This is a genomic window from Pseudomonas arcuscaelestis, from assembly GCF_016881005.1.
GTDB classification, from domain to species: domain Bacteria; phylum Pseudomonadota; class Gammaproteobacteria; order Pseudomonadales; family Pseudomonadaceae; genus Aquipseudomonas; species Aquipseudomonas arcuscaelestis.
The window spans coordinates 178,465-201,073 of record NZ_JACOPV010000008.1 but is presented as its reverse complement, the minus strand read 5'-3'; the positions used below and the strand labels follow the sequence as shown (position 1 = coordinate 201,073).

The 22,609-nt window shown below is 54.9% G+C and carries 22 protein-coding genes; 17 read left to right on the top strand and 5 right to left on the bottom strand.

What is annotated here, in order from left to right; translation table 11 throughout:
• Nucleotides 1-5 precede the first annotated feature (5 nt).
• The 7 genes from traF (at nucleotide 6) to H8F21_RS14510 (ending at nucleotide 6,699) form a co-directional block, all read left to right on the top strand.
• Nucleotides 6-887 carry a conjugal transfer protein TraF gene (gene traF / locus H8F21_RS14540; protein ID WP_203584714.1) on the top strand — a complete coding sequence of 294 codons (882 nt, stop codon included), beginning with the start codon at nucleotides 6-8 and terminating at the stop codon, nucleotides 885-887.
• Nucleotide 888: 1 nt separating this feature from the next.
• Nucleotides 889-2,271: a hypothetical protein gene (locus H8F21_RS14535; protein WP_203584713.1), complete on the top strand. Its 1,383-nt coding sequence runs from the start codon at nucleotides 889-891 to the stop codon at nucleotides 2,269-2,271.
• A complete protein-coding gene (locus tag H8F21_RS14530; protein WP_203584712.1) occupies nucleotides 2,271-4,298 on the top strand; it encodes a hypothetical protein in 2,028 nt (675 codons plus the stop codon). The genes H8F21_RS14535 and H8F21_RS14530 overlap by 1 nt, the downstream gene beginning before the upstream one ends.
• A gap of 164 nt (nucleotides 4,299-4,462) precedes the next feature.
• Nucleotides 4,463-5,413, top strand: coding sequence for a hypothetical protein (locus H8F21_RS14525; RefSeq protein WP_203584711.1), 951 nt, complete (start codon nucleotides 4,463-4,465; stop codon nucleotides 5,411-5,413).
• Nucleotides 5,410-5,958: a hypothetical protein gene (locus H8F21_RS14520; protein ID WP_203584710.1), complete on the top strand. Its 549-nt coding sequence runs from the start codon at nucleotides 5,410-5,412 to the stop codon at nucleotides 5,956-5,958. The genes H8F21_RS14525 and H8F21_RS14520 overlap by 4 nt, the downstream gene beginning before the upstream one ends.
• Nucleotides 5,959-6,025: 67 nt before the next feature.
• Entirely contained in the window at nucleotides 6,026-6,442 is a 417-nt protein-coding gene (locus tag H8F21_RS14515; RefSeq protein ID WP_203584709.1) for a hypothetical protein, read from the top strand.
• Nucleotides 6,439-6,699: a hypothetical protein gene (locus tag H8F21_RS14510; RefSeq protein WP_203584708.1), complete on the top strand. Its 261-nt coding sequence runs from the start codon at nucleotides 6,439-6,441 to the stop codon at nucleotides 6,697-6,699. The genes H8F21_RS14515 and H8F21_RS14510 overlap by 4 nt, the downstream gene beginning before the upstream one ends.
• Here the strand turns inward: H8F21_RS14510 and H8F21_RS14505 are convergent.
• The 4 genes from H8F21_RS14505 to H8F21_RS14490 form a co-directional block, all read right to left on the bottom strand.
• Complete coding sequence (locus H8F21_RS14505; protein ID WP_203584707.1) at nucleotides 6,696-7,295, bottom strand: hypothetical protein; 600 nt, start codon at nucleotides 7,293-7,295, stop codon at nucleotides 6,696-6,698. The two genes, H8F21_RS14510 and H8F21_RS14505, sit on opposite strands and share 4 nt — an antisense overlap.
• Nucleotides 7,288-8,358 (bottom strand): ParM/StbA family protein, encoded by a 1,071-nt coding sequence (locus H8F21_RS14500; RefSeq protein ID WP_203584706.1) that lies wholly within the window; start codon nucleotides 8,356-8,358, stop codon nucleotides 7,288-7,290. Before H8F21_RS14500 ends, H8F21_RS14505 begins: the two co-directional genes overlap by 8 nt.
• 15 nt (nucleotides 8,359-8,373) lie before the next feature.
• The gene (locus tag H8F21_RS14495) at nucleotides 8,374-9,165 is read right to left on the bottom strand and encodes a hypothetical protein (RefSeq protein ID WP_203584705.1); all 792 of its coding nucleotides are present in this window, start codon (nucleotides 9,163-9,165) and stop codon (nucleotides 8,374-8,376) included.
• A gap of 2,333 nt (nucleotides 9,166-11,498) precedes the next feature.
• Nucleotides 11,499-11,831 (bottom strand): hypothetical protein, encoded by a 333-nt coding sequence (locus H8F21_RS14490; RefSeq protein ID WP_203584704.1) that lies wholly within the window; start codon nucleotides 11,829-11,831, stop codon nucleotides 11,499-11,501.
• Nucleotides 11,832-12,296: 465 nt separating this feature from the next.
• Here H8F21_RS14490 and H8F21_RS14485 point away from each other — a divergent pair, with 465 nt between their 5' ends.
• From H8F21_RS14485 to H8F21_RS14465, 5 genes are read left to right on the top strand one after another with little or no spacing between them, the layout of a single operon-like run.
• Nucleotides 12,297-13,028, top strand: a complete 732-nt coding sequence (locus tag H8F21_RS14485; RefSeq protein WP_203584703.1) for a helix-turn-helix domain-containing protein — start codon at nucleotides 12,297-12,299, stop codon at nucleotides 13,026-13,028.
• Nucleotides 13,025-14,413 carry a hypothetical protein gene (locus tag H8F21_RS14480; protein WP_203584702.1) on the top strand — a complete coding sequence of 463 codons (1,389 nt, stop codon included), beginning with the start codon at nucleotides 13,025-13,027 and terminating at the stop codon, nucleotides 14,411-14,413. Before H8F21_RS14485 ends, H8F21_RS14480 begins: the two co-directional genes overlap by 4 nt.
• Entirely contained in the window at nucleotides 14,406-14,717 is a 312-nt protein-coding gene (locus H8F21_RS14475) for a hypothetical protein (protein WP_203584701.1), read from the top strand. Before H8F21_RS14480 ends, H8F21_RS14475 begins: the two co-directional genes overlap by 8 nt.
• A 51-nt stretch (nucleotides 14,718-14,768) precedes the next feature.
• Nucleotides 14,769-15,365 (top strand): hypothetical protein, encoded by a 597-nt coding sequence (locus H8F21_RS14470; RefSeq protein WP_203584700.1) that lies wholly within the window; start codon nucleotides 14,769-14,771, stop codon nucleotides 15,363-15,365.
• A 12-nt stretch (nucleotides 15,366-15,377) separates the two neighbouring features.
• Nucleotides 15,378-16,616, top strand: a complete 1,239-nt coding sequence (locus H8F21_RS14465; protein ID WP_203584699.1) for a hypothetical protein — start codon at nucleotides 15,378-15,380, stop codon at nucleotides 16,614-16,616.
• Nucleotides 16,617-16,680: 64 nt separating this feature from the next.
• Here the strand turns inward: H8F21_RS14465 and H8F21_RS14460 are convergent, their stop codons facing one another.
• Entirely contained in the window at nucleotides 16,681-18,237 is a 1,557-nt protein-coding gene (locus H8F21_RS14460) for a GGDEF domain-containing protein (protein ID WP_203584698.1), read from the bottom strand.
• Between the two features lie 213 nt (nucleotides 18,238-18,450).
• Here H8F21_RS14460 and H8F21_RS14455 point away from each other — a divergent pair, with 213 nt between their 5' ends.
• The 5 genes from H8F21_RS14455 (at nucleotide 18,451) to H8F21_RS14435 (ending at nucleotide 22,602) form a co-directional block, all read left to right on the top strand.
• Nucleotides 18,451-19,584 carry a hypothetical protein gene (locus H8F21_RS14455; RefSeq protein WP_203584697.1) on the top strand — a complete coding sequence of 378 codons (1,134 nt, stop codon included), beginning with the start codon at nucleotides 18,451-18,453 and terminating at the stop codon, nucleotides 19,582-19,584.
• Nucleotides 19,585-19,867: 283 nt separating this feature from the next.
• A complete protein-coding gene (locus H8F21_RS14450; protein WP_203584696.1) occupies nucleotides 19,868-20,386 on the top strand; it encodes a hypothetical protein in 519 nt (172 codons plus the stop codon).
• A gap of 93 nt (nucleotides 20,387-20,479) precedes the next feature.
• Nucleotides 20,480-21,025 carry a hypothetical protein gene (locus tag H8F21_RS14445; protein WP_203584695.1) on the top strand — a complete coding sequence of 182 codons (546 nt, stop codon included), beginning with the start codon at nucleotides 20,480-20,482 and terminating at the stop codon, nucleotides 21,023-21,025.
• Between the two features lie 182 nt (nucleotides 21,026-21,207).
• On the top strand, nucleotides 21,208-21,351 hold the full coding sequence (locus H8F21_RS14440) for a hypothetical protein (RefSeq protein ID WP_203584694.1): 144 nt from the start codon (nucleotides 21,208-21,210) through the stop codon (nucleotides 21,349-21,351).
• A gap of 699 nt (nucleotides 21,352-22,050) precedes the next feature.
• Nucleotides 22,051-22,602, top strand: a complete 552-nt coding sequence (locus H8F21_RS14435) for a hypothetical protein (RefSeq protein WP_203584693.1) — start codon at nucleotides 22,051-22,053, stop codon at nucleotides 22,600-22,602.
• The last annotated feature ends 7 nt before the right edge of the window (nucleotides 22,603-22,609 follow it).

Here is a 22,609-nt window from a genome sequence, read left to right as displayed (position 1 = left end):
AAATTATGAAGAACTCTATAAAATTGGCCTTAGCGTTCATTGCTGGAGGCCTGGCCGTCAATGCGCCATCCGTACTGTCAGATGCCAACAATCCTAATGAGGTACTGACAAACGCTATCGCTGTTGCGATGGCGAAGGTTGACAAGTTCAACGAGGATCGTGAGAACGCTGAGCTGGACAAGCTACCGAACATTCTCGATTGCCAGAACATGGACTGGATGCGCAATTGTTCTGAGCTGAACCGCAATGCCAAGAAAAACCCTCAAGCGCCTATGCGCATGATTGGAAAATCCGGTATTGAATTCAACTTCCAGCCCGGCACACCAAGTGCTGTGATAAACCTACAGTTGAATCAGACCCCAGAGGCAGCTGCAGAGCTGGTCTCGTATATGGACAACACGTGGGGCGAGTATCATAAGTCAGCCGAACTGTACAAAATGGCCATGTGGAAGAATGGCGATCTCAAGAACATCAAAGGTTTGGATGCCGCAACTGAAAAGTCAGCTGCGGTCAAATACATCGACACTGACAACGTAAGCATGTCTGTATTTGTAGAGTCGACCTGCCCAGTATGTGAAAAGCAACTACAGATCCTTTCTACTGTGCAGAAAAAATATCCAAAACTTAAAATCAAGGTATTCCAACTCGATGGCGACCGCGATGCGTTCCTCAAACATGTGACACAACGGGGTCTTACTGGGCGTGTACTTACCCGGGAGGAAAGTATCAACATCCAGAAGCTCGGTGTGACCTCGTGGCCGATTTCCTGGATCGACAACACAAAGGTAAATCGACGTAAAAGCCTGGTGGGTAACCGTACACTCAAACAACTTGAAGATCATTTCCAGGCAATGACTTACATACAGCCAGAAAAAAAGGGCGCATAACATGAAGAATATTAAATTCAAGAGCGTCCTGGCTGTCACAATTTCAGCGTTGGTATCGTTGAGCGCTGTTGCGGCGCCGTCTGAAATCGTAAAGGATTCATCCGATTCACCGTGGGATCGCCGAATGGACGACGTCACCGGACTGTTTGGCGAGACGGTCAAAGGCAGTGCCGTCAGTGATGCAAGCAAGACAAGCAGCTTTGCGTTTGACACCTTTGCCCCTTTCCAGGATCAAAGGACAGACGTTGTTAGTGGCTATGCAGCCACAGAAGTCGGCGTTGGCTGTAATGGCTTGAACCTTGGCACTGTTCTCGATGGTCAGATCGGACAGTACGCAGAGATGGTTGAACAGTTCATACAGAACGCTCCTTCACTGGCCATCATGTTTCTCGCTTATAGCCAGCCGACTGTAAAGTCTGTGATCGATCAGTTGAATACCGTTGGTCAGTTTGGTCTCGACCTCTCTAACCTCACCTGCTCTGGTGTACGGTCACTTGCCGACAAGGCCTACGACGAGAAGAAGCAAGCTCTAGCCGAGGCCGATTGCACGGTTGACGAGGGTTTCAAAAGCTCGAAATGCATGGCAGGCGAAGGGCTGACCGGATCCTTGATCAGCCAGATGAATGAGTTCAAACAGAAAACATCGGATCGCGCGAACAGCCTAATGGGTGGGGTCTCGAGTGCGACCGGCGGGTTAGTTGGTTGGAAATCTTCAGTATCTGGCGGAACCAATAATGGTGCAGGCACTGGCTCTGGCCTCGGCGGTGATAAAGCATCAATTTCCAGTAAATCCTGCAGCGGCGGTGCACCTGAAGGCAGTGCAGGTCTTGTGCTTGCAGCTTCTGAACTTGGTTGCGAAGACATCAAAAAGTACGGCGCGCTCGTCCCCTCCTATAGCGTTCAAGGGGATGCGGCTTCCGTAAGCCCGCGGTCGTTAACAATCGAGAGTCTCTCTAAGTCCTTGACTACGGAGTACATGGAGCTCTACCACTCGGTTTATTCCGCCGACTCATCCAGCTTCAAGAACACTAAATCTTATAAAGAACTCATCTCTCGTTCTGAGATTGTTGTGAGTGACCACGAACATCAATTCATGCGGAACCTTGCTAAAGGCAGCCCGGCAATGTTCATCGCTACTGAGCGGCAACTTGCGACCCTTGCAATGCTTAAAGAGCTTGATGATGTGATTTCAAAGATCGAGATCGGGGTTTCGAGCGGTATTGCTAACCAACCTGACAATGTAATTCTGAGCACCGAGGTTGTTGAACGAACCAAATACTCGGTCTTCGGTCTTCGTCAGCAATACAAGGCACTTCAGGCTCGAATTCAGCACGACCAAGATCGGCAGAAAGTTGTTAACGGCATGCAGCGGATGACTCAGTAATGGCTACCGAATCAGATGTACCCAACTATGACTATCTACAGATAGTCAACTCAAACTTTGGCGAGCTGGTCAGCCATTACATCAACATGTGGCAGGCCTATAATCAGTCCTTCACTCAGGCGGCAATGAACCTCTGCCTCTGGGGTGGTCTGGCATGGGTCAGTCTATTGACTATGAAGGCCCCAGTCGACCGACTCAAGACCGCAGCAAGCGCTGCTGGTGTTGTGCTTCTGGTTGCAATGCTATTACAGCCAGGCAACTACAACATAGGACCAGCTGGCGGATCCGTGGGGCTTTCCGCAGGCGCTGGTTGGTCTGTGCAACTCATTGGCAACATTTATCAACTGTTTAAATCAGCACTCGATAGTGTTAACCGAGAGACCGCGATGGAGCTTGCATTTGAAAATGCATACCATGTTACGGATGAAGGTACTCTCAGAAAATTTAACGATAGCCCTGTTCGCGAGATGTATGAAGATTACATAACACAATGTCAATCCGCTCTCGCCTCCACTGCAGGAACAGAACCAGACACAAGGGCGCTGGGTAAATTTGTTGGACTTTTCGGGTCTACGGGGATTAACCAGATAGAGGTTAACCAGATTACCAAGGACAGTTATGAAGCAATCAAGGCAGGTGGGCCTGCAAACAGCAAAGCTCTAAGTATGTATGTAGGCGGAAACATCTGGAATGGTTACCAGATGCTGAAGAAAGACTACGAGGTTGCTGGAAATGTAGACAAGGCTAGAACCATGCTTGGGAGAATTCCTGAGGATGCAAACCCGTTCCGGGATGGTACGAAGTCGTACCTTATGCCGTCAGAGGAGTATTGGGTAAGACAGTATTTCCCCGATAAAAAGAACGAGGGGAGATTAGAATTCGAGAAGGCTACTGAAAATGATAATAACAAAATGTACAGAAACCCAACACTGACTGATACATCTCCTATAACCCCAGAGCAGGAGGTCAGGTTTTACCCTAAAGACTGTCTACAGATGTACGGGATGGTTCATAAGGCTGTTGCGAATTGGACCAATGCTGTGAGCAGAGAAATCCCTACAGCCAAACGATCGGCATTTATGCGCGACGGAATTCATGCCCAGGAATTGATGATCAAAAATATTGAGAACCTTGCTGAGCAAAGGAAACTTGATAAGGAAAATCCGTCCGCAATTCCTCTTTTCGGCTCTGAAACCCGTTCCGGCCAAGCTTTCAACTGGGGTGTCGATGACACTGCGAAGTCGCTCATGACTAAAATCCAAGACATTGGAATGTGGTTTAAGCAGTGGATGCTAACGTTCAAGATCCCTACAATGATCAACGGATGCGCGATGCTCGCTGGGATTTTGGTGGTTTTATTCCCAGTCATCTGTGTATTTGCCGTTTTTGTTAACCCCAGTATTCTCATTAGTTACGTGAAAATCCTGGCGTTTTCGTTCATGATTCCACTCATTAATAATCTTTGCCTGACAATGGCAGCTACCTTGCTGGCAATGAACAGCGAGTTAATGACAGGCCTGACAGCGGGTAATTTTTCAGAAAACTATCCGTTGCTCATATCCGCTAGTTCTGCCCAGTACATTATTTTCATGGCACTGACTGCAGTCGAAATCATCATCGCTAAAATGCTGATCTGGGATGATGTAAAAGGCCTTTCCGGGTTCAACCCTGGCGGTGCAGCTACTGGAATGGCTGCAACTGGCGGCGCCGTGGTCGGCACAGCAATCAAGATCGGCAGTAAAGCTTTGAGCATGCTCCGCGGCCCAGCCAAGCTAGTAGGCGCTGCAGGCAAAGCTGCTAACGCTGCCAAAGGAGTCGGTGGTGGTGGAGGTGGCGGTCTTGGTGGCCCGTACTCTACGGGAGGCATGAATGTGAGATTCACTCCACCTGCACCTTCCAAAAGCTCGTACTCAGCTGCCGGGAGTCAACTTTCACGGAGCCCGACCCCCACGAAGCCTGCCCAACCCTCTGGCCCCTCAGGGCCGACGACCCCGCCGGCACCAACACCAGGCACCCCTAAACCCTGAAAACAAGCCCGCGCAAGCGGGCTTTCTTTTGGAAATGCGGGACAGGCATTGGTGTCAATTCGCTTACACGCTCATAATCCGCCCCAATTTAAGATCTACCTCGGGGGTTGGAATCCCTGGCTGGGTCGTTACAACGATTCATGTCCACATAACGGAGCTGAATTATGAAGAAGTTGATGGTTGCGGCACTCGCCGCAGTAGCATTGGCAGGATGTGGTGAGTCCAACACGCCAACCACCCCATCTTGGATCGGAGGTGCCCTCCAGGATACGGCTGCTTTCCGTCTTCCAGGTTCTGTCATTGCCCTGAAGAGCGTCCCCGATTCGAAAGCGCCGGGAGGCCGGGCGTGGTTCTTTGACAAGTCGGATTGGAAACCAAAAGGATGGTCACTCTGGATCGCTTCGAACGTCTATTCCGACTACAAGGCTCCAGGCAACGATTTGGCCCTTTTGCGAAACGGGTTCGGGCGAGCTGATTCTGCTGCAGACCGATCGGCCAAAGACAGCCTTTTCATCGGTGGTGTAAGTCAATGGTTGAAAGCCAACAACATTGATGTTGAGGTCAACTTCCTGGGTTATGACGGTGTTCCGGCCTCACTAACGGCTAGCAACAAGGCCTACAGCGGCTATTGGCTTACCTTCAGAAACTCGCCTTGCGAGAAAGCCTTTCGGTTGTGCATCGACAACTACTTCGTTTCGCCAGCAGCACGCGTATCGGGTGGGCCACAACTTTCGTTCAAGGATTGGATCACCCCTTACCTGCAGATTGGAAACGACACTACAGGCATGGGCCAAATGCAGGTCATTAACCATATGGGTGGGCTGGCCGACGAGGCGAGCAAGTTCTATGACTACTGGCCAACCATGGTTTTCCTAGTAAACCCGGATGGCAAGGTGACTCGAGCCTGGCTTCCACAGAAAAGCGACGTAGCCACCGTAAAGCGGGTTCAAGCAGCAATCGTTTCGGACGTTGGCGGTAAGTACAAGGGTGTCCCGCTTTCAGAAGGCAATGGTTCGCAGCAACCATCTCGGCAAGCCTACTACGGCCAGCATTACATTGAGACTGGCGTAAGCAAGGTTCTCGAAACGTTCCAAGAGATCATGGAATCCAAATGATAGGCGAACTGACTTTCCAATGGGCCGGCACTCCTCGCCCAGCCTACTGCCTCGACCTGGCTGGTAATCTGATCCGCTGCGCCGCGGCCGGCCCAGAGAAAGGGTTGGTAGCCTTCGGGGTTGAATTGGTTTCATCGGCCTCTGAGTTGGCTTGCCCTTACCCATGGACGCTCGATACTGAGGCACTTCTACTCAGGTTGGCACTCGTAGCCGAGAGCCAGTCGAGCGTGAGTGCTGCATACCCTGGCCTCCAGTTGCAGAAGGCTCCATACCCTTTCGTGCCGCACCTCGCTGTCACGGAAGATGAGCAGTTGATCATGAAAGCAATTGAATTATTTCCCACTCTATCCGGTGCCAACTCGGTAGCAGTACGAGAGCAGCTCGAAGCGAACGGGGTTTTCATGATCCCTGAAGTCGACATTTTCAGCCCAGGCATCCATGAAACGGCCGGTGATGGACTCACGGTTCCTCCGGTCAAAACGATGGCTGTTGGTTGGATGTCGAGCATGAAGGTATACCGTAAGTCTCTGGTTCGATCCGCATAATTTGCCTCTCCTTTATGTGTGCCACCAGCAGGACAGAAAAATTATGCAGTTTTGGAGCAAGCCAGCGATGCAAATCTACACCGTCGACGCCTCATACCTCGATGAGAAAGATGCCTTCGATGCTAATGAGGTCGTGGAAAACTGGGGGCCGTCCTCAAACGTTTTTTTGAAGAGGTCTGCTGCTAAAGCTCAGGTAGGCTTCCAAGGCTCGCTAACCATTGCTGACTTCGCTGAGTGGGTCGCCGAACATGTTCTGTCGCTCCCCAGCCATACAGGGGCTGCACTTGACCTGGCTATGGTATCGGGCCCTTCAGGCATCCAGGTTCAATTCTCAGTTGTCGATCGGGTACCTGACATTGACTCACCCATCGAAGCAGACAATCCAGGATTTCTTGAGTACGCACTGAAGTGGTTTGCCGCGCGGAGACCAACAATCCGTGTTTACGTTACCGAGGGGCTTTTTTGGGTGGAGCGACTGAAATGACACAGCGCGACGATTTTTATAGTGAAGCCGACCTGATCGCGGCTATCCCAGCTCTCGAAGACGGACTTCATGTATTCGGGCTACAGAACCGGGTAGCTCATCTTCTACCGAAGGTGCACACATCCGTGCCCCTACTCGCCTCCTCCGGTGAGTCTGACCAGCTGCGACGTCTTGTGGATTGCTTTGTGAACTGGGAAGGGAAAGTAAAAATCGCAGCCCTTCAGGATGAAGGGCTGCTCGACGTTTGGGTCGTTTAACTGAACTCCATGGGAGGCAGATCAGCTAGAGGGTCAAACATCTCTTCCTCCAGATCTTCACTCCTCACCGCCGGATGCATCTCTGGGGCCTCTGCAGCAGCACTGGTCAAAGGTTTGGTTACATTTGAGCCAACAGGTGGAACATCATCCTCTGCAGCACTCCGCCCACTCACTACCTCAGGGTGGGCTTCGGCTTTATGCTCAGCGCCCCGCGCGGCGCTAGTTCCCTCGCCTAACAAAGCTTGATTCAGCGCATCGCTCACCTTGCCTGGATCGGCCTGCCTCATCATCTGATGACGGTTCAGTAGATTGATAATCGCCTGGCCTTTCACCCCGCGGGGCAGTGCGCGATACAGGGCAAACAGCTTTGGGTACCTCGCCTTGGTCAATGTGAATTTCACCTTCTGAAATTCAGCGCCATCTGAGACGTTGTAATCGGCCTCAGTGATTGGCCAAAGGCTAAGACAAGCTTCCGACATGGCCAGCACCACTTGGTTGCCTGCCTGCCGCGGATATTTTCCCAGCACCTCGACAAGTGACTCGTGCATATCTGGGTAGAGTCTCTCCCTGATCACAAGGCTCTCTGGCTTAGTCACGCTGTGCTACCTTCACGCGCGCATGGTCTTTGAAGTTCTGGGTCACATAGAAACGGTGATAGCCTCGGACGATCGAGTTCTCAGGATCTTTGGCCATGTAGATCCGAGTGTTGATGTAGGTCCCCAGCAATTTCGCGCCCAGCACGACTGCCCCCCCGCCGGCTGCTACCATTCCCGCCAGGAAATCAGTCGTCCCCCAAACCGCTTTGATGCAACGAACCAAGACATCTTCAGCGAACTCCTGGCGAGCTGGCAGGCTGATCGGTTCGATGTCGATACGCGAGCCGCGCCAGGGGATATAGCCCTTTCGCAGCCATGTATCCATCGTGTATTCGGTGGTTTGATTATCGAGTGCGAAGTCCTTGGGCAGTCGGGCTTTGGCTGGCAACATGGAGTTCAGAGCGTCAACCTGTTTCAGTTGCGTGAACAGCTTTTTATGGATGTCAGAGACACCGCTGGACTCGCCGTAGCGCAGTTTGTCATCTGAACTGACCTTCCCGTCCACAAACTGGCCGGCATCGATTGTGCCCTGGCCAATATCGATGATCCCCAGCTTTCCTTCCATAACGACTTTCGGATCAATGCGCTTCCCTTCAGGGTCCAACAGCTCGGGATCGAACCATGGGCCAACGTACTGAGGGAGCACGACCACATTGGCCGGCTGGTAGCCCTCCTCTATGGCCCACCGTTTCAGGTCCGCGGCAAAGTCGGCTCGGCGACTCTTGAAGAATTCCGTCGGCAATCCAGTAACGATGATTGGATGTTTCTGGCCGACTTCCTTCAGCACCTTTAGGAACAGGACCTTGATGGTATCTGAGCTGTAGTAACTGGAGTCAGTACTGCGCGGTGTAGCGCCATCCTCCCGGCAGTCATCGCCGATGTAGAAGGAACCGAATTTGGTCTTGAAGGACTCACGTGCAAACCCGCCCCCCAAACCCTGACTTGATTGAGCAGGTGCGACTAGCGACGCAAAGGAGCCTTTGATATCGCCGGCGCCTGCAATGTAGCTGGTTGTACCGTTACCCAGGTCAACAGCGATCAACTGATCAATGCTCTGTGACATACATCATCCTTCTACTTAGAGCAGCGCTCGGACAAGGGCTCGTGCTGAGCCCCATTCTTCCAGAATCGCTGCCATTCTATTTTGGTGGTTGTTGATACTTCCCGAATGCTTGCCCAGGTGGCAGTGAGCAATTATCTCTTCTGTCAGCCACGGCGAAGGCTTGCGGGATGGACGAGACGACTGGCTAGCAGCAACCTCATCCGGGCTCGGATCCCGACCTAAATCAAGCTTCAAGCGGTCTCGGAGCTTCTGCATTTTCAAACGCTGCTTGTAGCCACAAACGTCTCGGCTACTCCTTCTACCAGTTCTCCTATCGAAATACTCCACCACTCTGTAGCGCGGCTCAGCAGGTGATAGTGGATCAAGCAGCGGGCACTCTCGCCGGCAGATAATCGAACGGAATCTTACCGGTTGTCGCGCCTCATTGAACTCAAAAACGAGATGATCCAACTCTTCATCGATACGGAGAAATCGCTCCACCTCCCCTGCGGCAAGCACGCTACGTTGCTCACACGCATCTGAAATCGCTCTGATCCATTTCTCAAGCCCTGTAGCCTTAGATTTAGGTATCAGCACTCCCAGGTCATCTCCGGGAAATGCATTCACCCACCGAACAGCGCGCCTCGCAGCTTGTAGGAATGACTCCAGATCCTTCGAGAAGGATTTGGCTGCCTTGCGTCCTATGAGTTCGGCCATATGGTTCAGTCGATCCTCATGTTTGCGCAATGAGACCCGCTGAAAGTTTCCTGCCCCTTTGCTGCCTTTCGAAAGGTAGACCTCGATACATGAGACTTGGCCTTTCTTCATGCCGGCTCTCCATGTCCACATCAGAGACCATCCAGTTGGGGACCGTCTTTGAGTCCAACCTCCCTCGTAGCCCAAAACTTTATCCGCTAGGCCCTTCAGCGAATCTTGAACAAACGCCATCTCATCGAGAAGGCCAAGCAAGGTTTGCTCGCGGCGTGCCGTGACTTCAGCCAGGCGCTCAAGGAATGGTCCAGCGAGGTCTGTATCACGAATGTTTCTACGCACTTTTCGACCCTATAAAGCCTTTTTTCGCTGTTTCTGACCTATCTAGTGCTTTCGAGAACACCACTGCTTCCCGATCAGCACCGCTACACGCCCGCAAATAGCCTGCCTTGCACCTGAGAATGCCCTTGTGCACCCATCAATCACACCGGCGCGCCCCCGCAAGTGACAGAGCGCTCTCAATGCTGGCACCCCGAATCAACCCCATAAATGACGACAGCGTGCCATTGGAACACCGTCCATTATCCCAGCATTTCCTGCAAACGCATCCCAAAAGCACCTCATGAAATCAGTTGTTCGTTAATCGCCGGTTTCTGCACCTTTTGGTAGCGATATGTTGCATTATTACAATTGTTTAGGTGGCGGCCTGCCTGCGAATGCCGCCCATAGAGTAGGCGAGAAAACACGTTAATCCCCGTCTAATGTAATAATACGGATGTGATCTGTTTTGCGCATTGCTTAGCCTTTTCCGATCTCAACCCTAGAATGGGTCAGTACAGATAACGTCATGTCAAAACACAAACGTGAAAATCGGTCTTCAAACCTTCCATCTGACCGGCTAAACAGCACAGTGGTGAGCACCATCCTGGGTATTCACAGGAATACCCTTAAACGCATGGCTTCATCAGGAACACTTGCCCCTGATGGGCAAACTGGTGGCGGAAGAAATTTCTGGCTTCGATCGACCGTAGATTCATACCGTCTTGGCGCACTGACCTCGGCAACGGTTTGGTACGTTGGGAGTCCACACTTAGAGGGGTTGCAGCTGCCGCTTCGCTCTGGCCACCGCGTGTTAGGCCAGACCGCGGTCTGCATACCCTTGTCGGCCTCAAACCGAACAGAGTGCCTTGCTGAACTCCTGATCTTCATCGCCACCACCTCTCCACATGCCCTAGCTCTCCCTGCCGGCGGATCGGGAAACAGTGAACATCTGCTAGTTGCGGATGCATGCAGAAGAGAAGGCGTGCCGGTGATCCTCTACCCCGTATGAGATCTGAGGTCGACTGTGGAATGGGCAGCCACGCCGATGCACCCTACCCGCACCACGAACGCCCACGCGACTGCCGCACACATCACCTCATGCAAAACAGTGAGGGTCATCGTTTAGGGATAGGGCTATGCACAGATCACCACAGATAGCTGAGGCCCACTCGTTAGCGGCTCAGCATGGACGAGGGTCAGTCCATCAGGTGGCACATGACGCAACCGCATAGCAGCCATCCGGCATGACGCTACGGCAGTCTCACCAATCGCAGTACTCTCGGTCCAGCTGGCTCCTGATGCATGGAGCCCTGGATTAGCTGGCCCACTTCGCCCTCTTCTTCAGCGCTCACTGTTCTCCGTGAACGGGGTTCGAAACGGATGAGCTGCCAAAGATGAGCACGCACCAACCCCGCAGCTCTGCTGCAAAGGGAAGGGTAATCACAGGTTGCCGCGGACGTGCCCTTTAGGTTGATCCGGGATTAAGGTTGTTGTGTGGGCCAGCCCACAAACCTATCCCTGCTTCTGGACCAGGGCAGGCCTTTGGCCTGCTGCCTACGGCATGCTCAGCTTCCATTGCCGCAAACGGGGATCTATCCATCCGTGCCTAGCGGGCATCACGCATCAGTATTCAGGCCTTCAGTAGAACCCTGGTAATGCCTCTCGATAACGCGTCACTCGTCGTATTACAACCCACTCGGAGAAGGCTCGACGCTTGGCACCCACAAATGCCTGCCATCGCAGCGCGATCAAAATGGATGCGGGCCATGGCCAGAGATTGAACTCTGCCTTCCGCTCTGGCCATCGCTCGAGGACTCTGCCGCCCCGATGCGGCTCTTGATGCTGATAGTGAGGTCACACAAAACAATGGTCAAAAGACACGGCCACTTTCAACCGTGTAGTCCATGCGGGATGGGTTGATGGCGCCAGGCATGGGCTATAGATGCAGGTAACTAAAGAGCAACCAATGCATCCGGCCCGGCTGAGGGGAAGGCAACGCTTTTACTCATGATTGGCATGCTCAACCAGACCTTGCCCTTACTGTCGCGGCCGGACATTCGCGTTGCTGGGCAACACGGTTTAGCGCTCAGTCGCCAGATACGCTCTCCTGGCCAGGCCACCTCAAGCAGCTAGTGGAATGCGCCAGACACTGGCAGGGCCATGCTTACTAGCAGGCCAGACTTTGGCGCGCCTAGATGGTAGGCATTCACCAGGGCGGATACTAGTTCGCGCCCTGCCCCCGCATTCTCGTTCATGTGATCGGCCACTAGCTGCATCGCACCCTGGGTGTCTAAACCCTGCCAAATCACACGCGCATCGACGACCCCCTCATCTATATAGGCAAGAGAGATGAGCGTCGTCGCAGACGCTACTTCGATTACGGCCCAGCCGCGCATTCGATTACGAATGCTCTGCTCTGCTGACCGGGCCAATGTGATTGCCTGCTGATACGCGATGTTCATGACTTCTCCTAACCGTGCAGACCACAACATAACGGGCCGGAGAAAATTTTCTAATACCTCGACGGGCGGTAGTACATTGCCATCAACCCTGATGCGATGGCCATTGGTGTGCCATTAGCGTCGATATCCAAGCGTCAATTACCTTACGCGAGAGGGGCTGCAGCGTTTTTCGGAGTGAACGGCATTGCCCACAGTTGCGTACCTGATGTCGCATTTTAGGTTCAGCTGAACGCTTTTGCGTGGAAAATCAGACCCTTTTTAGAGTTGCCTGTCCCATCCGCGCCCCATAGAATCGCGCTCAATTACTTCGGTACACACCTACGGGGTGTCCGGGGAGCCAAGCGGTAGAGCACTGCTCACCGTATGTAGAAGGGGGTCGACGGCTGTCGTGGCTGTCGAACAAAGCAAATGCCAGGGGACTGGCTTTGCGCTTAGGAGCCGATCGCTTGATCGGAGGAGGGAGGCATGCGCCTCGTTAGGAACAGTTGGCTCGCTGGGCTTTCCCACGAGCAGTTCTTGAATCTTGACCCGTGGGAGTTCGTCACGCATGACGAATCTCAACAGCAGTGGGTAGCAGAGATCCGCACGAAGCTCTCCGTACGTCTCAGCGACGTAGAGCTTCTGCATATCGTCTACCTAGGCCTCTTTGATGCCACCAAGAATGCCATCAGAAATTACGCAGGCGGAGCCCCTGAGGGTCGCGGTCGCTGCCTGATTGGCTATGCGCTCTCCTACATTCGCAAATACGGATGTGCCCAGGTTATCGAAGAGGTTCCTGGGGCCGGCGCGTATCAACTCGTGGATGAAGATGCCCTCGATTATGCGCCTCGTGCCCATGGCCTCGAGCCGGACTACCTAAACGCCGCCTCCAACTACACCGACAGCTTGTCGGCGCTTCCGCAATTCCTCTCGGACGGCATCGTCCTGAGTGACGAGGGATTGCAGAAACGTCACATCCACGTTGAAAGACTTCGCCGCTTTCTCACCCACCGCGAACATCAGATTCTTCGCCTGGCCGTTCTCGAGCAGCACTGTTCTGTAGACATGTGCTCAATGCTTGGGCTTGGTGAAAAACAGGTCTGGAAGGTTCGTCGCCAGCTCAATCGAAAGCTGGGCGATATTGCGATCGACCAGGGCATCAGCCCTGAAATCGTCGCGGCATTGCGTGGAAAAGAGATGGCGGTCGTAGGCGAATGAGTGAATCGATAACAGACTTCATCAAGGATAAGGTGTACCCGCGACTTGACGCTGTCGACCGCGGCCTACTAAACCACCTGCATCCCAAAAGCCTATCTGCGAACGGGTCGTACGTTCTGGACTGCCCTGTATGCGGCAAGGACCGAGCTTTCTACTATCCAAATCGCTCAGGCATCCAATGCAACAGAAAGGAAAACTGCCCCAGTCCATTCACCTCCCTTTGGGATGCCCTGGCTAAAAACGGCATGGCAAATGGTGAGGTTGTGAAGGTGCTGTGTGAGGCCGCCGGCGTCGAGCCTCCTGACAACCGTGATCCTGATTCCAAGCAGCAGTCGCGCCAGAACAGTGGTGGTCGCCCTCCCCTCACGACGGGCCAAGCAATCATGCACGTGACTCAGCAGCTGGCCGCGCGTAACAAGCACATCCTGGACACCTTTCAGCAAGCTCGCGGATACACCGACGAGGACATGGCTTCGCTACGTCTCGGCGTGTTCACAACCAACGATGAGGTGCTATCCCTTCTGCACTCGTTGGGGATAAGCAAGGAGCAGGCTCGCGATAAAGGTATCGTTAGTTTCGATGACGCTACTCCGGAATCCATTTGGTCAGGAATGGAAGGTCGCGTCATAGGCTATTGGCCGCACCCTGACGGGGACGCCCGAATCTGGGGACGGATCCCATCCGGCCCCGGAGTACCAAGGGTCAACCCCAAATACAGGTTTTCGCCAAATTCGTCCAAGGACATCCCCTACCTTTTCAGGAAGCGCCAGAATTCAATCCTGGTCGCCGTCGAGGGGACACTTGACGCGTGGGCTTTGCAACTCATGAAGCTCTGGGGGTGCGCCATTGGCCAAGCTTCGATCAATAGCGCACAAGCCGCGTTCCTTTTCAGCCAGGGGGTTACCGAGGCAGCTCACATGGTCGATGGTGATCATGCTGGTTACGAAGGTGCCCTTTCTTCTATACGCGAAGCCGAAGCAGTAGGTATCACCCTCAGCATCATCGCTCTCGGGCGAGGTATGGATGACGCAGACAAAATGCGTACCGTCGGCCGGGGTGACGATCTGCTGAAACTGGTTCAAAACCGCATGAATGCAGGCGAGTACATGGCTCGTTACTGCGCGTCCCTCCTCAATCAATCAGTCCCAGATCTTCGACGAGTCGCGAAGATCAAGACAATCGCCAAGGGGCTAGGTCCTACATCCCGACGCAAATGGCTGGACTGGACCGCCAGCCTGGGGATTGCCGTGGACGAAGAGTCAGAAGCGGTTCGGATTTTAAGCAACCTCGTATTGGGGGGGCTCTCGTTTGAGGAGGCCGCTGGTGTGGTTCAACGCCGAACAGGATATCTAATCACCCTTACCAAGGACGCCACTCATGGCTGAGTCGAGCTCGCAAGGGTCGCCATCCGGCCCAATCGTGAAGTCCCTCAAAATCGTGCTCTTCGTCTTTCTCGTGCTCTTTCTTGCGAAGGTGTACCTGCGAGCGCCTGAGTACCGCTACATCGAGGTTTGTTATTTCCCGCACAAGGTCTTCCAGCTCGCCTGGATTGATGCTTGGGGCTTGTTCGTCCCAGACGACAGCGCCAGCTACCTGAGTCATTCAAATGACGTCAGCAACTTTTTCCGCTCATGCACCCAACATGCTGCTGGTTGGGATTGGCTGAGATCAATTGGCACTCACCAGTAAGGAACACCCATGACTACCGAAAACACTGAACCTCAAGTAAGCAATGCCCACTTGGTCCCCGAGAAAACTCTCCGGATCGATGGCGAGCGCACTGCTGCGATGTATGGGCTGTCAATCCGTGTCTCACGGCTTGATAGCCGCCTGCTGGCTCTCGCCGGCCAACTTAACCAAGAAAGCCGCAAGCGTTATCGCGCCGCCTCCGAAGGCTTCCAGCGCCTGGTAGCCCAATTTGAAGACGGCCTCCTGCAGCTCGAGAAAGACGTCGATATTCAATCCCGCCGCGGCGGTCGCCAGGAAGGCGGCCAACAGCCGCGTCGCCCTCAGCGTCCTCAGCGTCCTCAACAGTCTCAACCCCAGGCCAAAGCCCCTCAGCAAGCTAAGCCCGAGTCCGCACCGAGACAAGAACAGGCACCGGCGGTTAAACAACAGACAAAGCCTTCTACACCCACCCAAAATCCCGCACCAAAGAAGCAGGAGCAGAACACGGCCGGTCAACAGCCAAAAGCGGAACAACGCAACGGCCAGCAGCCAAAAGAGCAGCAGTCAAAGCGGCAGGAAAAACCGGCCGCCAACAACGGTAACAAAGGTCAACCGGGCAACAAGCCTGCGCAGAAAAATCAACCGGCTGCGGCCGCAGTAACTTCCTAACGGAGCTGGACAATGAGCAGCTGGAATAATTTGAAAGACGCTGGCCGGATGCTTCCCGCCTGGTTCACCCCGTTCCTTCTAGCGGGAGCTACCATCGGGCTGTATGTCATTGCCCGCTATGTCACTGCTGAAAAGCCCGCTGAGCTTGTGGGTTCCGCAACGCTCTCTGCCATTGTCCTGTCTCTGCTCATCGGCTTCGCCTTCATGGTCAGTGCGATTGCGAAGGCCAAAGCCGGCAACGTAGTGGCCGCTATTGGGGAAGGGTTTCAACGCGGCCTGACTTTCGTATGGGTAACCACCGCCGTATGCCTTTCGGTATACGTCTGTGCTACTCCGGTATACCGCCTGGTTACCGAGAACACTTTCTATACGATTACGGCTATCGGTGTTCTTGGCCTCCTTGCCATCGGCTACTGGGCTTCAGGTCTGAAGCCCAAAGCCGATCCGACTACGAATGATCTTGGCATCGCATCAACGACCGCCCTCGCGCTTCCGGCCAACTTCACTCCAACGATTGAGCAACGGCCGGCTTTCCAAGTGACCATGGCTGACCAGAACCGACTCATGGTTCACCAGGCAGCCCGCATCATCGCTTACAAGGGCAGTAACTGCCTGATCGCTGACTCGTTCAGTGCTCACCTGGACATCAATGCGCGTACCGCGAAAATCTTCAGCGACCTCAATCTGCTCTCCACTGCAGACATGATCTATTGGCGGTTGCACATGCTGCTGATCGGTAGCGCCGCTGAGCAACTCATCCTCAAGTCTTCTTCTGAAGCAGCTATGGATGACCTACAGAACTTCGATGATCTCGCCCTGCGCTACCTGCAGATGACGAACAAGGGCAACTTCTTCAAGCCTGCTTCCGATCAAGAGGCATTGATGAAGGCTAATCGTCTGAACATTCTGCGCAACAACATTGGACAGCGCTGCCATGCCGCCGTTGCTCAGAATGAAAAGCTCGTCGTCGAACTGGTCAAGCTGATGCGGGGACGCCCTACCCTGCTGCACATGGATTTGAAGCACATCCTTGACCGCGTCCAGATGCCCGAGGATTTCCCGGCCGCTGAGTTCGACTCGAACGAGGCAATGGAGAATGTGCTCTTGCAGCTCACCCACGACGAACCTGAGGACATCGTTTGTCTCGACAAGGAAAGCGACATTTCAGAGGGTAGCTTCACTGAGCAGCAACACCCCTCGAACGTACACACCTTGAATCCTGGAGCAGGACAGCAGTCATCCCGCGCCTGAATGCCGGAAATTAAAAAGCCCCGCATATGACGGGGCTTTTTCATGTCCTCGATTTGGGTTTGATCTACCCGAAAATCTCAACCCGATTGCGCCCTGCATGCTTTGCCTTGTACAGAGCATGGTCTGCGGACTTCATCGCTGCAGGCGCCGCGCCGTCCAAAGGAGCTACCCCAGCACTGAAGGTGCATGCAAACCACTTCCCACTATCCCCACCGCCCTCAAGGCCGGACTCAAACTGCAAGCTGCTAAACAGATCCCGGATACGATCAATCACGCGCTTGGCTTCAGTGGGCCCTGCCCCGACCATCAGCACCGCAAATTCCTCCCCTCCCATCCTGCCGATATAGTCCGTCGATCTCAGGTTGTCAGAAAGGATCTCAGCCAGGCCCACCAGGACCTTGTCACCTACGGGATGGCCAAAGGTGTCATTGACCTGCTTGAAATGATCAATATCTATCATCACCATCGTGTTCTGCGCTCCCGAAGCCGCGGCTGAGAGCCGAGAAGCGGAGGCCATCAGTTGTGCATGGTTCAGAAGCCCAGTCAGGGGATCACGACGCATTCGTGAGTCAAAAGCTTTCGATCTCGAGATGAGGGCCTTAAGCGCCTTGATGAACGCCCCCCTGTTTAGCGGTTTCTGGACAAACGCGTCTGCGCCCTTCGAGAGAGCTATCAACTGGGTTTCCGCATTCCGCTCGCTGCTGAGGAAGACAATCGGCATGGCCGAGTCGTTGTCCTGCCTGATGACGCTCGCCACCTGATCCCCATTCGCGGCCGGCATATGGTAGTCGGTGACAACGACATCGGGGCGAAACTGATCAATGGCCTCCAATACCCCAGATGGGCAGAGTATGTGCATCACCTCAATCCCTTCCTCCTGCATGTACTTGATGGCCCGGTACGCGTCGGTTTTCGTGTCATCCAGGAGAAGAACCTTGTACCCGTTGATCTGAGAGTCACGAGCCCGGCTGCGGATCAGTGTCCTCAGGGTCTTGACGTCAGCGTCAACGCCGAGCAGACGCACGACACCAAATGTGGCTGCAACCAGCCGCTGCTCGAAGGACAGCGGCGCATCTACGGCCACCACGACGAGCAGATCACTATCGTGGTACTCCGAAAGCCTCTGCAATGCCGCGCAAGCTACCGGGTCAGAGACTACATCTCCTCCAACCAGGACCAGGCCAGAGGTTGGCATTCGTTCCCCCAGTTCGGACACAAGGTCTATGCTCGCGTTCAGGTCCAAAGTGAGGATTTGTAGCCCCATTGAAACCAGACCCTCGGCAAAGAACGATGCACGTTCCCCAAAGCCGGGAATGTAGATCGCGGAGGGGCCTTGGTCACTGGCGCGAGCATCGCTAGCCCGCCGACTTGCTGCCTGTAGCGTGTCCATCTGCTGTTCAATACCTTCTAGAAGTCTTGCTGTCAGTGTTTCGCTGCGGCTGACCATGTCTGATAGCACGTCCAGTTCGGCAACGAATCCCCCATCGAGGATTGCATTTCTGTTTGTGCGGGCCTTGGCAACGACTGATTTGAAAGCCTCAAGCCTGTATTCACTGGGCCGGATCTGAACCTGTGAGCGCCAGAAGGACTGCAGCACCAGGTTGATGGTTTCGTGGTTCATTTCAATAGGCCTCCACCTGTAATAGTGGCCAGCTACTGCTCCATTTTTGGGGTTTTCCGAAAAAATATTTACCCAACTCCATCTGACCTCAGTTATGCGGACAGGTCGCCAGCATCAAATGTCCGCCTTACTAAAAAGCAGGCCGTTCAGATACGGCGGGCTTCTGGCACACGGCTCCTGGTTAGACGATGTGGGCCTCAGTAAGGAGCAATCATGGACACGATATTGACGTCAGCCCTGACCAACCGAGTTGCTATGCGCTATGCCAGGCGGGTCTGCAACGACCGTGAGGCTGGAATGCCCCTAGAGCTGGCCCTGACCTCCCGGGCGGTTCCTGAGGGGCTCTGGGAGGACATGAGGGCTATCACGGCCGCTGTGGATGCCGGGTGGTTCGCAGTGCCAGCGGGCCCTGGCCTCACCTATAGCAAAACCCAGCATGGGGCTCTTACGCTGCTCAGCAGTCGCGCGCCCTGGCTTAATGCCCTCCATGCCGAGGCGACCGCGTTTGAGTCCATGCGCCAGGCCACAGGGATTCCCCTCGTAAAGGGATTCGGGGTTATCTCCCTCCCTGACTTCCAGGCTGATGCAGTTGCTGCCGGCACCCGGCTGGCCAGACTGCCGCGCGAACATGCGGCAGGCGAGATCACGCTCGAGCTTTGGGTTCAGGTCCTTCTGGATACCCAAGCTATTGCACAACACATCAGGACGCAGATGGAGTGCCTCAGCCCAGCGTGGATGTGGGACCCACTCCACCCTCTACCCGTTCAAATCGAGCGCCTCAGGGATCACGGCTGCCTACACCTACTGCTTGCCTATGTCTCGAACACCCGCGACCGTTACCTGGACACCTTCGAACGTAAGCTTCTTGGCGACGTACAATACCGTGGCCTTGCCCCGGCCGAGTATGAGCGGCGCTGGGCTGCAGAGCTTCAGCGCCGGGCAGACGTGGATCGTTCCCACTGGCAGGAAACCTATGCACTGATTCGACGGCTGGCAGGCATCATGGACGGTGTTGCCAGCTACCACCAGGCAACCCTGACTCGACGCCTCAAGCAGGAATCCAATGGAGCGTTCCGGCTCCAGCGTTCGGAATTGACAAGGGATGGCTTAGTCGTCGAAGTCCGCCCAAATTTTTGCGTAGGGCAGAACCAGAAGCTCGAAACGGGCTTCATGCTTGTGAACTACTGCCAAGCCCTTGCCGATGAGACAGAGTCAGCCGCTCTCTCTTTTCCGGCGTACCTTGATGCCTGCGATCGCGCCTCTTCCCGGATTCGAGATCTGGAGGAGCCTTCGTCAGCGCCAGCCCCCCGCCGCCCGCGAGACGATTTCGATACTGCTGCAGCCTGATCTACCTAATTACCCCTAGCCGCTCTCTGTAGCGGCTTTTCTTCGCTTGGCTCGCATTCATTCCCTAACTGAGGGTGCAAGACCAGGTTGAGGGATCAGTCTGATTTTTGGTCCAGTCCCTTACAGCGGGTTTGGCGGCGTGGCGCCTGGGTTGAATCCCCACCCTCATTGGGGGTTTGGCGCCTCGATGTGGGAAGCAACGAAATCTCACCAAAGCGGTTCTGGCACGAGCGGATTCCAATGACCATGGCGTCATTCACCCATCGCCCAAGGAATTCAACCTATGTCTCTTTTTGAACAGATCCATACCGTCCTTCGCTCCACCGGCTTTGTCACCAATTCACAAGCATCCGATCTGGCCGAGTCAGTACAGGGCCTCATCCACAATCGCGAAAGGCTGCTCAACGCTCGTATTCACGCGCTGGAGGACCGCCTCAAGGGCCTGCAGGCCCTGGTAACCACCGCAAAGGATGGTGCCGACGCTATGGACGCGGAGGCTTACGGGGCTCGCGCGCTATCCACGTTCGAGGCTATCTGCGCCCCAGGGTTGTTCGAGCCGGACGAAACAGAGGCGGTTGATCCAGCGCACCCGCCAACCACACGACTGGTCATTGAGCGCTCAGGCAACGAGATCCGGGCCACGTATTCCGACCTTCCGGTAGATATCGTGATTGTTAACCGCGCCCCTGGTGCGGGAGATGACGCGGAGCCGGAATCGTATACCCAGGGCTATGCCCAAGGCGGCGCGGGGCGGATCAGCGACATTGAGCGCCATTTTGAGGATGCGGAAGCGGCTGGGTAAGAGGCTGCCGGAAAATGTCATGAGGGTGGTTCTGGCACACATGAAGCCACCCCATCATGGACTCATCAACTGATCGCCTTGAAGGTACCCTCGATGTCCACCGAAGTTCATCTACCCACCATTCAATTCACCGCCTTTTCCGTCCAACACTGTCTCCGGGTTAACTACCCAAATGACGTCCAGTATCGACCTATCCACCCGATGCAGACCTGGGCTGCCCTGCATTCAGTCGACGGGCTTACGTCCTTTGATGAAGCAGAGCGGGAAATGGGACTGTCGCTATCCCTGCTGAGCGTGGAGAACGCTGAGGGTGAAGGCGTGGTCGTGGCATCAGAGCGGTGCGAGGCCTACCAGATCGCGCACGGCGGGGAATGCGAGGAGATTTCAGTGTGTGGCGGCGAGTATGGTGGTCACTACTGGCGCATCCTTGCGTTCGTTGAAGGAAGCGACAAGGCCGAGGACGCCTATCAGATGATGATTGGCGACTGCGAGGAAGTCGTTCGCGCGGCATGCCAGACGCTGCAAGCGTTGCTGAACCTGCCGAATGCCATGCGCAAGCATAGCGAGGCTCTGAACAAGGCAGAGGTCTCCCCTGATGGTAGCAACTACAACGAGCTACTGGAGCTTGCTGGGGTCTGATCCAGGCCCAGCACCACTGACCCAAGGCCCGGCACGCTCCGGGCCTTTCCCGTATCAGGAGAACCGATATGACTAGCGCCAGCGCACAAACACCCAGCATTCAAGCCCTACCAGCGGGAACCTATCACGCGTCCGGGCCAGTTTGCGGGATTCACACCTATTTCGGCCCCGGTGGAGCGGAGGTGACTTTCACACGAAAGTACCGTATTGGTGCGGCATGCTCGGACGCCCCTTTACCGGCCACGATTGACGTTGATTCGTTGCGCCAGCTGCTGCATGTTGAGGGTGAACGCATCCAGATTGCGCCGTTTGGCCGGGCACGCTAGGTCTTGCCCCCGCTATCCACTCACACTCAAACTGCGCTATCGAACCCGGGCCATATCTCATGTACCAAGCCAGCTCCGACACAGCAGCACTATTCGAACGGCTCAGGGTAGCGCGCCTCCCTCCCCACCAGCTGACATTGGAGCAGTTCCTCAAGCTGGCCGAGGCAATCGCGGTTGCAGGGTGTGAGCGTCGCTGGGAGGTGAGTCATGGCCGCTATCTCACGTGGGCGGAATCTGACAGCGCTGCAGAGGCTCTGGCGAGCGTCCACCGGCACGAGGTGGAAACGGCTCTACAATGGAACCTCAATCCTTCCGGCCGGGAGTACTTGCCCTCTATCCCGAGCCAGAGTGTGCTGAACGACTACCCCGATCTATGCCTAACCTATGCAGGAGTCGTCCAGGGCGTAGGGCAACCTGAATAAGGTCTACTGTTCTGTTGACGCCATACCCACCCTCCCTCCCCAGCTCACCCCTCGCACAGGCCCGGCACACACCGGGCCTTTTCGTTTCCGGGCGAAATCCCAGGGCATTCATTCCCTCAGTCAGGAATCAAAGAATTGAGCAACTCAGTCAGGGCCTGAGGCTTGAATCCCGCGCGACGGGTCCGATGTTCCCAAATAATTCGCCAGCCCCTGCTTCTGGCACACGCTTTTCGCCTTGAGACTGGCCCCACCAAACACGTAGCCCGGAGGCCAGATCATGCATAACACTCAATCGACTACCCCATCCAACGCCCAAGGCGCCAAGCAGCCTCATGAAATGCTGCTGAGTGAGTTCGTGACAGCAGCGCAGGTCGTTGCCTTGACCAATCACGGTCGCAAGTGGGAGGTCCGCCTCGGTGCATACAACGCCTTCTCTGATGCCGACGACGAGAAGGCCGCCTTGCGCGACGTACACCATGCAGCGGTGAACAACGCCCTGTACCTGAATCAGGCCGATGCGCCAGTTATCCCAAACAAGCCATCGGTGCCATCCCCTGATGTGGTCAGCGCCTACCCAGACCTGGTTGAACAATATGCCGACGTTCTGAGCGAAGCCATGCGCGAACCGTCCATCGCATTGCCTCAGGTCAGCCGTATGGAGTTTGACGCCCTGGTAGCCGCCCTCCGTCTGTTGCAAGTAGGTTTGGTCGGCGGGCTGGTGCGCGCTGATGATGGCGACATCGGCGACATCCTCACTGACAGTGGTACCCATGTCGGGCTGAAGGCTGATGAGGTGGACAGCCTTTGTGAGCGCATCCTGTTCTTGTAAGCGGCGA